We start from the raw sequence: 12696 nt of genomic DNA on the forward strand, positions 1-12696 counted from the left end.
CCGACTGTGCAGGTCCCACTCGCAATCGCTGTTCGGGTACATCACTCTCACCGCACTGATCCTTTAGATGCGCTCACTGTCGGCGCATCGTACGACGGCTGCATCGTCGGAGTGGTACCGCACACGAGCGGCATTGCCCTATAGCGGGTCGTCGTCACTGTGCGGTACCACTGAGACGAGTCGTGGCGACCGAACGCGAATCTCCGCCCATGATCTCGATGGGCAGACGCTTCGCCGAGGAGGGCGATGCCGACTCGGGATACCTCGCACTCGGACCGCGCCTATGATTGCGACATACGACCTTTTGAGCAAGGAGACAGGTACATGTCCGCGAAGACACCGGAACCGGTCCGTTGCACGGCGACCCTCGAGCTCATCGAAGATCAGGCGATCGCTCGACTGCCCGCCGAGGCCAGCGCGTCGCTGCCCTCACGCGGTCAGGTCGCCGTCACCGGCAGTGCGAACGGTCACGATTTCAGCACCGTTGTCGAGCCGGATGGACGTCGCGGTCACTGGATCCGCATCGACGATGCCCTTCGCGAAGCGATTGCGGTCGAAGCCGGCGGCACTGTCGAGCTAGAGCTCACTCCGACCAAGGAGTGGCCCGAACCTGCTGTGCCGGAAGACCTCCAGGCAGCACTCGACCATGCTCCCGATACCGAAGACGTGTGGTCGTCCATCACTCCGATGGCGCGCTGGGAATGGGTGCGTTGGGTGAAGGCAACCAAGAACCCACAGACCAGGGAGCGTCGGGTCGACGTCACCATCTCGAAGCTGCGCGACGGAAAACGCCGTCCCTGCTGCTTCGACCTGTCGTCGTGCACCGAACCCGCGCTCGCCAAGAGCGGCGTGCTGATGGGTACCGAGTAGTGGTTCGATGAGACGAGGACGTCAGTCCGCCTGCCGCGACTTCTCGACCTGGTCGTCGGTGTCGGTGCGGTCCTGCTGCAAACGCCGTTCTCGCTCGCGCTGCCCGAACGTGGCCCGGAGGATCGACTCGTAACTGTCGCTGCTCGACCCGAGCGCTCCGGCGACGACACCCATCGAGGTCGACAGCCACGCCAGAAGCAGGAAACTGGTCAGCGAAGCAGGCTTCTGGATCTGCTGGGTCATGAATCCCGCGTCGATCACGACGAGTCCGGCGATGAAGGTGAGGATGTACAGGCCGATGTACATCGTCGCGATCCCGGCGAAGACCGTGACCACCGTGACCGCGTTGTACATCCGCGACCATGCAGCTGCTGAACTGCGTTTACGACGCGCCTCCCACAGGCGATTGGCGACGATGAGCCACGTGCCCATCACGGCGATGGAGAACATCGTGATCAGCCCGAGGCGCCACGGGCTCAGCACCGTCGCCATCTGCCAGATCGACGTGTAGAAGATGCCGAAGGAGGCGGTGGCCGCCGCTGCCGCGATCAGCCCTTTCAGCGTCGACACCAGGCGCCAGGGCCGGTTGACGCGCACCATGCCCGCCACCACGCGCACCCAGCCCCACCGACTGGTGGCGGCCAGCGTGCTCTTGCCGTCGCGCTCCTCATCGACGTGCCACTCCCGTTGCCCGGACTCCACCGACCGGAACGTCTCATCAGCGGTGTCCGGTGCTGCCAGCCCGGCGACACAGGCCACCGTCAGATCAGTGGTGTTCCGTCGCAGCCCGACCGTCCCGCATGCGGGCACCGAGATGATCGCTGCAGAACGGCGGGAATCGATCTCCGCCGGAACGGGCCGTCCGCGCCACAAGCGCGGCAGTTCGGTCAAGAAGACCACCAGATCGGCGTCATCCGACGTGGTGGGCACCGAATCCGAGAGGTGCACTTCACCGTCGTCGTCGAGCATCAGCGCACCGTCGTCGACAGTCACGCTGACGGGTCCGATCGAAGTCTCCGCCAACGCCTCCTCGACTCCGGGCGCTATCCGCTCGGCAAGTGTGTAAGGGAGTCCGCGCTCGGCGACGAGCGTGACGTTTCGGGACACCAGAGCCTTTCCGATCACAATGTGGTCAGTGTTCCACACGGTCCCACACGAGGGCCGTCACGTCTCCCACCGGGGAGACGTGACGACCCTGCTCACAAGACTGACGCCGATGCGACGCCCCGGAGCTCAGCGCATTACCTGGCCGTGACTCTCGGGCTGATCGTCGTGCTGTTCGACGGCCTCGGCGGGCGCCGTCACCGGTGCCACCTTCTTCCGCGACAGGAACGCCGCGGGGACCAGGGTGATCGCCACGATTACCACGCTGACGACGAAGGTGTTGCTGAAAGCGTCGGCAGCGCCGTTGAGCAACTGCTGAAGCTTGGCTGCCATCTCCGGCGGGATGGGCCCGCCCGACTGATCGCCCGACTGCATCTTGGTCGAATCCACACCGTGGTCGAGCATCTGGTTCGTCAGCACCACCGACATGACTGCGGCGCCGATCGACGCTCCCGTCTGCTGGACGATGTTCATCAGGGTGGAACCGCGCGCCACCTTGTGGTCGGTCAGAGTGGCCAGTGCCGACGTCATCAGCGGCATCATCGTGAAGCCCATGCCGATGCCCATGACGAGCAGCGAGCCGCTCGTGTACCAGATCGACGTGTCGGTTCCGACCTGGGTGAACAGCCCCAATCCCACGGTGATGAGTGCGATGCCGGGAAGAACTACGAACTTGGGGCCGATCGTGTCGATCAGCTTGCCGCCGATCGGCATCGACATCATCGCACCGAGCCCCTGCGGCGCCACCAGAAGTCCGGCCATCAGTGTGGACTCGCCGCGCACCTGCATGAAGTAGCTGGGCAACAGCATCATCGTGCCCATGAAGGCGATCACGAAGAGGACCAGAGTGATCACCGAGACCGTCAGGTTCCGGTCCTTGAACAGCGACAGGTCGATCAGTGCGTTCGTCTTCCCCCGTGCGTGCAGCACGAACAGGATCATGAGCACCAGTCCGGCGATGCCGGGTCCGAGCACCCGCGCCGACTCGAAGGTGCCCTCTTCCGGTATCGAAGAGACGCCGAACAGGAACAGCGCGAGGCCCGGAGAAAGGAGCAGCATGCCCAGGAAGTCGAACCGCTCGCCCGGGTGGGTCTCATCCTTCGGGAGAACGACGACCGCGGCCAAGATCGCCAGTGCGCCCACCGGCACGTTCACCAGGAAGATCCAGTGCCAGGAAGCCGAGTCGATGAGCCAGCCGCCGAGGATCGGGCCGCAGATGGGGCCGAGGAGCATCGGCACTCCCAGCAGCGCCATCATCCGCCCGATTCTCTCGGGCCCGGCTGCCCGGGTCAGGATCGTCATGCTGAGCGGCATGAGCATGCCGCCGCCGAGTCCCTGGAGTACGCGGAATCCGATCAACGCCTCCAGCGACCATGCCGTGCTGCACGCGATCGAACCGGCGACGAACAACGCCAGCGCGGTGAGGTACAGCCGTTTGGTGCCGAAACGGTCGGCCGCCCAACCTGTGAGCGGAATGACGGTGGCCAGCGCCAGCGTGTACGCAGTGACCGCCCATGCGACGCCGGCGTACGTCGCCTGGAAGGCGCTCTGAAAGGTGGGGATCGCGACGTTGACGATCGTCATGTCCAGCGTCGCCATGATCGCGCCGAGCACGACCACGCCCGCCACCTTGAGAAGGCGAGCGTCGATGGCTGTCGAGCCCTTCGACTGCGATTCCGCAACCCCTGGACCTCCTCCCGGTGGGGACGCAGCGTCCGGGTTCGTCGATGATGTCATGAGGTGCTCCTGACGTGGTTGCGCGCACAGGTCGTCCCGGCACGTCGGTCTTCGGGAATGGATTCGAGCGCCGCGATCATGGCCTCGCGCAGCGCACTCGCGACATCGGGCGGCAACGCCCGGGAGAACTCCGCCACCTGGTCGCGCATGATGGCGCGCTGGGTATCGGCGAGTTCGCGGCCCCTGGGCGTCAGGGACACGCGCTTGCTCCGCCGGTCGTCCGGGTCTTCCCTGCGGTCAACCATGTCGAGAGCGACGAGTCGGTCGACGGCCCGCCCTGCCGTGGCCAGCGAGAGCCCGAGGTATTCCGCCAAGTCGCCCACCGAGAGATCCGTTCCCTGCGTCGCGAGCGTGAACACCACCCGGACCTGGGTGAGAGTGAGGTCCATGTCGACGAACGCGTCGAGCACCTCGGAATCGCATCGCTTGTGCACGGCGCCGACGAACTCGTCGAACACGGCACCGAGGTCTGCCTTCGCTGTTGAATCCACGCGACAATACTACCGCTGATGCAACTATCTCACTGATGCAACAGTTGCGAGATCTTTCACCGAGGGACCGCATCGGTGATCCAGCCCATGTGAAGTCGCCGCATCATCTGCATCGGCTCGCCGGGAATCATCGTGCGGAGATTCAGCTACGGGGGAGACACGCCCGCGTCATGCGGCCTCGAACGCGCGATGCAGTGACTTTCCGAGAAATCGACCGAGCTCCTCCGCGTTCCAGTCCTCGCCCTCGTCCAGCACGGAGCGGACACCTGATTCGCAGGCCGACATGAAGAGCTCGATGAGCACCGGCAACTTGCGGTCGAGGTCGCTCGTGTCCCACCAACGGACCATCGCCGGACGAATCCACGCCGTGGACTCCCTGGTGAGCACCCCACGCGCCTCACGAAGCCGTTGCGACAGTGCCGGATCCGGCTCGCCGTGAAAGATCAGATGCCACGACTCCGGCTTCTCCGCAGCAGATGTGAGCAGCGCCGTGAAGCCTGCGATGAAGGCCTGCTCAGGCGTCTCAGCGTCGGCCGAGGAGTGCAGCGACTCCAAAGCTGCCGCTGTCAGGCCGGCTTGCTCGCGGTCGAGCAGCGAACTCAGGATCTCCACCCGATCCGGGAAGCACGCGTAGATCACCGGTCTGGTCACGCCCATCTCTGCAGCGAGCGAGGCGATCGTCACCGATCCGAACCCGCTGCGCACGGCTAGCGCGCGTGCCGTGTCGAGTATCTGGGGACGCCGTCGCTCCGGACCCAGATGCGGAGCGCGCCCACGCGATTTCAGAGGCGTCCGGACGGTCATGGTCACCGACTCTATCCCAATCGGTGAATTCATTCGTCGATGTAGCATTTTCCTACACGGATGTATTAATGTGACCGTGAGTCCACCGAACCGGAAGGTCATCGATGCAGTTGTTCAACCCCCACGCGCCCGACTTCGAAGAGTTCGACGAGGAGACCCGTCGTATCTTCGACGCGACGATCGCCTTCTTCGAAGGCAAGGGCAAGGCGTGGTTGCTGCAGCAGCACCGCGACCGGGTCTGGTACGACGAGTTCCTCGACTTCGCGCGGGCGGAGAAGGTCTTCGCGACATTTCTGACCCCTGCCGCGCAGGCCGACGGCGACCCGAACAAGCGGTGGGACGAAGCGCGCATCGCGACGTACAGCCAGATCCTCGGCTTCTACGGCATGTCGTACTGGTACGTCTGGCAGGTTTCGATTCTCGGCCTCGGTCCCATCTGGCAGAGCGGGAACGAACCCGTGAAACGCCGGACGGCAGCGTTGCTCGACGACGGCGCGATCTTCGCCTTCGGGTTGTCCGAGAAGGAGCACGGCGCAGACGTCTACACGTCCGACATGGTGCTGACCTCCGACGGCGAGGGCGGATATCTGGCGAACGGCGGCAAGTACTACATCGGCAACGGCAACGCGGCCGGTCTGGTCTCGGTGTTCGGTCGGATCGAGGGCGCGCCCACCGGACCGAAGGCACAGGATGGATACGTCTTCTTCGTCGCCGACAGCGGGCATCCCGCCTACAAGTTGCGCAAGAACGTCGTCGACTCCCAGATGTACGTCGCGGCCTTCGATCTCGAGGACTACCCGGTCGCGGAATCCGACATCATCCACCTCGGTTCCGAGGCCTTCGACGCCGCGATCAACACAGTGAACGTAGGCAAGTTCAACATCGGCTTCGGCGCGGTCGGTGCCGTGGAGCACGCGTGGCACGAAGCCATCACGCACGCCGACAACCGCGTCCTGTTCGACCGCCGCGTCACAGAGTTCTCGCAGGTGCGAGCCCTGTTCACCGAGAGCTGGGTACGCCTCGCAGCGATGCAGCTGTATTCCGAGCGCGCGATCGACTACATGCGGTCGGGGTCGGTCGACGACCGGCGCTACCTGCTGTTCAACGCGATCGAGAAGATGTCCGTCAGCCGGCAGGGCGCCAAGGTCTACGACCTGATCGCCGACTGCATCGCCGCCCGTGGTTTCGAGAACGACATGTACTACCCGGTCGGGATGGTCGCGATGTCGGGTCTCCCCCGCCTCGAGGGCACCGTCCACGTCAACATGGCGCTGGCACTCAAGTTCATGAAGAGCTATCTCTTCAATCCCACCGACCCGAGCCTCGCACTGCTCGCGGTCCGCAAACCGGGTATCCCGGATGCGGTGTTCGGACCGATGTTCAAGGCCTCCCGCGGAGCGATCCGCGCCGCGACGCCACTGGTGCAGCTCCCCGCTCCGACGTCGCCCGCTGTGCCGCCGAGGCGACGAGAGCCGGTCGACGACGCCTTCCTCTTCCAGCAGGGGCCGACGCAGGGGCTGGGAAAGGTCGCGTTCCACGATTGGCGTGCGGTGTACGCCGATCACGACTACCTGCCGAACGTGAAGATCGTGCTCGAACAGGTTGACGCACTCCAGGCGTTCCTCGGCGCGACGCCGCTCGATAAGGCCCAGATGCGCGACCTCGACCTGCTGCTCGTGGTGGGAGACCTCTTCACGACGGTCGCCTACGGCGATCTGATCTTGCAGCAGGCCGGCATCGCCGGCACCGGCGACGACCTCGTCGACAGCATCTTCGAGGTACTCGTCGCCGACATCGCGGGCCATGCCCTCACGCTGTCGAACAAGTCTGCGCTGAACAGCTCGCAAGTGAATTCCGCACGCGGCATCATTCGCCGTCCCGATTTCAACGCCGAGCGCACCGCACGGGTGTGGAACGAAGCCCGCGCCACGGCCGGAACCTACGAGATGAACCAGTGAGGAACATCGACATGACCGATACCAAGTCCAAGGACGTCACCCCGCACGCCGATTACGGATTCTTCGCCCCCGACTCGGTCACCCGCCGAGTGTGGGGCTATCCGACCACGCCGCTGCACGGGATCGTGCGCGCAGTGACCGTCGAGGAACTCGACCCCAACCTGATCGCCTCCGTCGACGCGACCGGAGCGAACTACGACCGACTCCCCACTCGCTACGCACGAACGGTCCAATACTTCGCCGCGGTCGCATTCGCGGACGCCCGCACCGTGTTGGAGATGGCGGATGTGCTGGTCAAGATCCATTCCAAGGCGATCGGGGTGGAACCCGTCAGCGGAGGCCACTACGACGCCAACGACCCCGAATCCCAACTGTGGATCCTCGTCACCGGCTGGCATTCCGTCCTCAAGGCGTACGAGACCTTCGGTCCGGGACGGCTGACCGACGACGAGGTGCGTCAGTACTGGGCTGACTGCGCGATCGCCGCCGAGATGCAGACCTGCGACCCCGACTCGGTACCTCGCTCACGCGAGGAGGTCCGGGCCTACTTCGACAGTTGGCGTCCGCACCTGGCAGCCAGCGAGGCCGCGCAGCACATGATGGTCCACTTGCTCAACGGTGCGAACGCCGTCGTCGTCGACGGGCCACTGCGCCTGGCTCGCCGCCCCGCCAACTGGTTCATCCGCACCGGAACCACCGCGCTTCTGCCGCGTCATATGCGGCGTCTCGCCGGAATTCACCAGTCACCCGCCACGGACCTTCTCATCACGTACGTCACGCGCGCGTTCTTCGCGGCCTTCGGCAGTCTCACCATCGGTCAGCGCTGGTTCCTCCAACACGTTGCGCCGAAGACGCTTCCGATCGTCGAGCCGCACTGGAACGCCGTTCCGCCGGTGAATCGGGAAGTGCTGACGCCGGCTGAGGCTCGAGATCGCTTCGGTTTCGCCCGCCCCGCCGAGGCTCACCTCGAACTGCGCGAGAAGCAGCGCGAGCGGGTGTTCGGTCGGGGCGAGGCTCCGAGCGAGAACGGCCTCGTCGAATCGCAGCGGCTTCTCGGAAGCGTCGGGGAGTCGTCGGTCGTCGGCTGAAGGAGCACCTACGTCTGACCCGGTCGATAGGCTCGCGGACATGCCCGAACGGACAGACGAGGCGGCGGCGCGAACGGAAACGACTCAGCGGCACGACGTGCAGATGATCGAGGTGCGCGGTGCCCGCGTCCACAATCTGCAGAACATCGACGTCGACGTGCCCTTGGGCATGCTCGTCGGCATCGCCGGAGTATCGGGTTCGGGCAAGTCGTCGCTCGCGATGGGAGTGCTCTACGCAGAGGGCGCGCGACGGTACATCGAGGCACTATCGACATACACCCGTCGTCGCATGGGGCAGGCACCCCGCGCCGACGTCGATCGGGTTCGCCATGTTCCCGCGGCGCTCGCGCTGCGCCAACGGCCCAGTGTGCCCGGCATCCGTTCGACCTTCGGAACCTCGACGGAACTGCTGAACGTGATCCGTCTCGTGTTCTCCAGACTCGGTTCGCACGTATGCCCGAACGGCCACCGGAACCCGCCGACGGTGAACGTCGCCGCCGAGGAGTCGATCACCTGCCGGACCTGCGCGACCGTCTTCGACCCTCCGGGAGCGGAGGACCTCGCGTTCAACTCCGGAGGTGCGTGCCCCGTTTGCACCGGTACGGGCACGGTGCGCGAGGTGAACGACGCGACGCTCATCCGCGACGACGGCATGACGATCGACGACGGCGCCATCATCCCCTGGCAGATGTTCGGGTTCAACGTGCAACCGCAGATCGCCCGCGAGTTCGGAGTCCGAACCGACGTGCCGTGGCGCGAACTGCGCGACTGGGAGAAGGAGATCGTCCTCGACGGCCCCGAGGAGAAGAAGCACATCACCTTCGCCTCCAAGAAGGGGATCCACGACCTGGACTTCACGTTCCGCAACGCGAGGCTCACCGTCACCGAGGAGCTCAAACGCGCAGTGGACGAGAAGCGGCTCGCACGCGTCGACCGGTTCCTGACCGAGCGCACCTGTCCCGCCTGCCGCGGCACCCGCCTGTCTCCCGCCGCCCTCGCCCCTCGGATAGGCGAACTGAATCTCGCCGAGGTCACCGAGATGACCCTCGACGACGTCTCCGCATGGGCGGCGACGGTCGCAACCACCGCACCGCAGGAGATGCGGCCGATGGCCGAACGACTCATCGAAGCCCTGCTGGGTACGTCACGACGCCTTCTCGATCTGGGTCTCGGCTACCTCTCACTGGATCGCGCCGGATCGACGCTCTCCACCGGAGAGCGGCAGCGCGTGCAGCTGGCCCGCGCGGTGCGCAACGAGACGACCGGCGTCCTGTACGTGCTCGACGAGCCGTCCATCGGCCTGCATCCCTCCAACATCACCGGGCTGCAAGGAGTGATCGACGACCTGCTGGCCGAGGGCAATTCGGTGGTGATGGTCGACCACGATCCGCTCGTCCTTCGCAGGGCTGACCACCTGATCGAGATCGGACCGGGATCCGGCCGCGACGGCGGCACCGTCGTCGCCACGGGCACTGCGGCTCAACTCGACGCCGATCCGAACTCGCTGATCGGCGGGTACCTCTCGGGTCGGGAGCAGGTCCTCGTGCGCACACCCACCGAGCCGGAGCGTGTCTTCGACCAGGGCGCGATCCGATTGCGCACCACGCCACTGCACACCGTGCATGCCCTGGACGTCGAGATTCCGCGCGGACGGTTCACGACCGTCACCGGCGTCTCCGGGTCGGGCAAGAGCACGCTCATCCTCGACAGTCTGATTCCGGCACTGCGGGCCGACGGCGACGCTGCACGTCCTGAGCACATCGTCTCGTTCGACGCAGACGGCATCGAGCGGGTGAACGTCGTAGACGCCACCCCGATCGGCATCAACGTGCGCTCCACCGTCGCGACCTACTCCGGAATCCTCGACGAGCTTCGCCGCGCCTACGCCCGCATCGGTTCCGCGAAGGCCGCCGGCCTCACCGCTTCGGACTTCTCGTACAACACCGGATCGCTGAAGTGCCCGCGCTGCGAGGGTACCGGTGAGATCACGCTCGACGTCCAGTTCCTTCCCGACGTGACCATCACCTGCTCCGCTTGCGACGGCCACCGATACGGGCCCGACGCGCACGAGCATCGACGACCTTCCGCGACCGGGCGGGACGACCATGCACTGCCCGAACTGCTGGCCATGACGGTCAGCGAAGCGCTTGAGCACGTCGGCGACCTGAAGAAGGTGCGCGTCCGATTGGAAGCGCTGCGGGACGTCGGTCTCGGCTACCTCACGCTCGCCGAAGCCACTCCGTCCCTGTCCGGCGGCGAGGCGCAGCGGCTCAAACTCGTCCGTGAACTCGACCGGCGGCAGTCTCAGACGCTCTTCGCATTCGACGAGCCGACCGTCGGCCTCCACCCGCTGGATGTGGCCGTGCTCATCGGCGTGCTCCAACGCCTCGTCGACCAGGGCGGCACGGTTGTCGTCATCGAGCACGACCTCGACATGATCGCGAACTCCGATCACATCATCGACATGGGGCCGGGTGGTGGCGCCGCCGGCGGGCGCATCGTCGCCACCGGACCTCCTGGGGAGGTCGCCGGGGACGAGGAGAGCATCACAGGCGGCTACCTGGCCGAGCATGTGGGGCGGGCGTGATGTCCGTCCCCTCGGTGGTCAGACGAGACCAGTAGTGGGTGCCGCGCCGATCTTCTCGATGAGTCTCCGGCTGGCCGGGAGCGCTCTGCTCCGGCCGGAGTCATCACGTCTCGATAGCGCCCGGGGCGATGGCCAGGCAGGAGAAACCGGCGTAGAGTCACCTGCCCGCACCCAACATGAGACAGGGAATGCCATGAGTCCCAGATTCGCCGTAGGGATCGCGGCTTCGGTAGCCGCCACAGCATTGAGCATCTTGCCACCCGGGGCAGCGTCGGCGAGTTCGACGGCCCCCGCCACACCGACGGCGGGGTGCTACGGGACGTGGTGCCTGATCGGAATCGACATGGAGCGGTGTCAGCGGCAGCTCGACGCCTGGCCCGCGTATGGTCTCGTACCCGTGAAATGCCTGCCGTTCTCGCTGTGACGGAGCATCGCGCGACCACCCGACGCGGCCGATGATCTCAACCACCTACCCATGCGGCAGTCCCACGGCGGAGTAGTCCCGTTCGCGACAGTGAGCTCTCGTCTCAGCGACTCAGTAGGCGACCAAGAGTGGAAACCAACCGTAGGTCAGCTCAGGTTGCTGCTCCACAGCTCAGATCCGTCGCGGCAATCGGCGGGTGGCCAGCCCGGCGGCCTCGCATGATGATGGTGTTGTGAGAATTCGTGGACCGATTTCCGTGGCCGCTGCTGTCGCCAGCCTGATATTTGCGGCTACACCTAGCGAGGCACACGCGTCCATGGCGGGGGTGAATGACTGGGATTGCACTGTGCGGTCGGGGACGCGGCCAGTGGTGCTCCTGCACGGCAGCTGGTCCAACAGCGCAAAAACATGGTCCACGCTGGCAGGTGACCTGCGATCGCAGGGACGGTGCGTATACGCGCCGAACTACGGGGGCGACGGCGGGCGCAGTCTCGCGGGCCGGATCCCCGGCGTGTATGCGACCGCACCGATCCCCCAGTCATCGCGCGAGGTCGGCCGCTTCGTCGACCGGGTGCGGACAGCCACCGGCGCAGCGACTGTGGACGTAGTAGGGCATTCGCAGGGTGGGGTTGTTGGCCTCTACTACCTCAAGCACGGCGGGAGCTGGAAGGTGCACGACTTGGTGGCGATAGCATCGGCATTCCGGGGTGTGACCCTCCGCGGACTGAGCGACCTGGTGCGGGGTTTACAAGGTGCTGGTGTTGATCCCTTGCCGGGCGCGTCGACTGTGCTCGGTCGGGTTGCCGGCGATCGGCTGGCGGGGTCTCCCCTGCTGCGGAAGCTGAACGCATCAATCGCCTACCCCCGGGGCCGGATCACGACGATCTCCTCGCGGGCCGATGCACTCAATCACGACGTGACCCGCACCCAACTACCGAGGTCACCGTACGTCGACAACCTGGTCGTGCAGGACCGGTGCGCCGGGGAGCAGTCAGCGCATTCTGAGCTCCCTCATTCGCCAGTTGTCGGCGATATGGTCTCTGCGGCGCTCGCGGCGAGAGCTCCCGACTCGGTCGAGTGCAAGCCTGTACGCCGATGACCGGTTCGCGGTGGACAGTCACTTACAGTGATGCATTCCGATACGGATTTAGTCGTGCATTTCACTGTGCGTTTCATAGGTAGTTTGCGTGCTACAATTCCTTCTACCAGCCCGTTCGGCCCAAGGAGGAACCATGACCGTCGCTGTCAGGAAGACCGACCTGGACGCCCATAACCGGGCCATCAAGATGAGTGACGCTGAACTGGCCTCTGCTACCCGCGAGATGCTTGGCGCCAAGCTCACCGCCTACCTCGGTGGCGTGAAGAACACCCGAACGGTCAGCCAGTGGGCAGACGGGGTCGTCCAGATCCGCAACAGTAATGCCCGCGGCCGGCTCGTCCTGGCCTACCGTGTTGCCATCTTGATCAGCGAACGGGATTCGGCTCGGGTGGCGCAGTCCTGGTTCCAGGGTATGAACCCCATGCTCGACGATCAGGCGCCTGCCCGCGTTCTCGTGAACGCCGACCCCGCCGGTAAGGATGCTGCACACGTGCTAACCGCAGCCCGCCAGTTCGCTGCCGTCGGCTGAGCCAC

Annotated in this window: 10 protein-coding genes; 6 read left to right on the top strand and 4 right to left on the bottom strand. The window is 65.5% G+C overall.

Going from position 1 to position 12696, the window contains the following annotated elements; genetic code table 11:
* Positions 1 to 324 precede the first annotated feature (324 nt).
* Positions 325 to 870: a YdeI/OmpD-associated family protein gene (locus FO044_RS14555; protein ID WP_143965907.1), complete on the top strand. Its 546-nt coding sequence runs from the start codon at positions 325 to 327 to the stop codon at positions 868 to 870.
* Positions 871 to 891: 21 nt separating this feature from the next.
* On the opposite strand, the gene FO044_RS14560 is transcribed toward FO044_RS14555, so the two are convergent.
* The 4 genes from FO044_RS14560 to FO044_RS14575 all read right to left on the bottom strand — a co-directional run bounded on the left by FO044_RS14560 (position 892) and on the right by FO044_RS14575 (position 5006).
* Positions 892 to 2016 carry a cation diffusion facilitator family transporter gene (locus tag FO044_RS14560; RefSeq protein ID WP_143965908.1) on the bottom strand — a complete coding sequence of 375 codons (1125 nt, stop codon included), beginning with the start codon at positions 2014 to 2016 and terminating at the stop codon, positions 892 to 894.
* Positions 2017 to 2103: 87 nt separating this feature from the next.
* Entirely contained in the window at positions 2104 to 3711 is a 1608-nt protein-coding gene (locus FO044_RS14565) for a DHA2 family efflux MFS transporter permease subunit (RefSeq protein WP_143965909.1), read from the bottom strand.
* Positions 3708 to 4202 (bottom strand): MarR family winged helix-turn-helix transcriptional regulator, encoded by a 495-nt coding sequence (locus tag FO044_RS14570; protein ID WP_132992563.1) that lies wholly within the window; start codon positions 4200 to 4202, stop codon positions 3708 to 3710. Before FO044_RS14570 ends, FO044_RS14565 begins: the two co-directional genes overlap by 4 nt.
* A gap of 168 nt (positions 4203 to 4370) precedes the next feature.
* Positions 4371 to 5006: a TetR/AcrR family transcriptional regulator gene (locus FO044_RS14575; RefSeq protein WP_143965910.1), complete on the bottom strand. Its 636-nt coding sequence runs from the start codon at positions 5004 to 5006 to the stop codon at positions 4371 to 4373.
* 104 nt (positions 5007 to 5110) lie between these two features.
* Here FO044_RS14575 and FO044_RS15275 point away from each other — a divergent pair, with 104 nt between their 5' ends.
* From FO044_RS15275 to FO044_RS14600, 5 genes are all read left to right on the top strand, one after another.
* Positions 5111 to 6964, top strand: a complete 1854-nt coding sequence (locus FO044_RS15275; protein ID WP_132992565.1) for an acyl-CoA dehydrogenase family protein — start codon at positions 5111 to 5113, stop codon at positions 6962 to 6964.
* An 11-nt stretch (positions 6965 to 6975) separates the two neighbouring features.
* A complete protein-coding gene (locus FO044_RS14585) occupies positions 6976 to 8052 on the top strand; it encodes an oxygenase MpaB family protein (RefSeq protein WP_132992566.1) in 1077 nt (358 codons plus the stop codon).
* 103 nt (positions 8053 to 8155) lie between these two features.
* The gene (locus tag FO044_RS14590) at positions 8156 to 10639 is read left to right on the top strand and encodes an excinuclease ABC subunit UvrA (RefSeq protein WP_132993381.1); all 2484 of its coding nucleotides are present in this window, start codon (positions 8156 to 8158) and stop codon (positions 10637 to 10639) included.
* 740 nt (positions 10640 to 11379) lie between these two features.
* Entirely contained in the window at positions 11380 to 12162 is a 783-nt protein-coding gene (locus FO044_RS15280; protein ID WP_412917608.1) for an esterase/lipase family protein, read from the top strand.
* A gap of 133 nt (positions 12163 to 12295) precedes the next feature.
* Positions 12296 to 12691: a hypothetical protein gene (locus tag FO044_RS14600; RefSeq protein WP_132992568.1), complete on the top strand. Its 396-nt coding sequence runs from the start codon at positions 12296 to 12298 to the stop codon at positions 12689 to 12691.
* Positions 12692 to 12696 lie beyond the last annotated feature (5 nt).

The sequence above is a fragment of the Gordonia zhaorongruii genome (assembly GCF_007559005.1).
Classification (GTDB): Bacteria; Actinomycetota; Actinomycetes; order Mycobacteriales; family Mycobacteriaceae; genus Gordonia; species Gordonia zhaorongruii.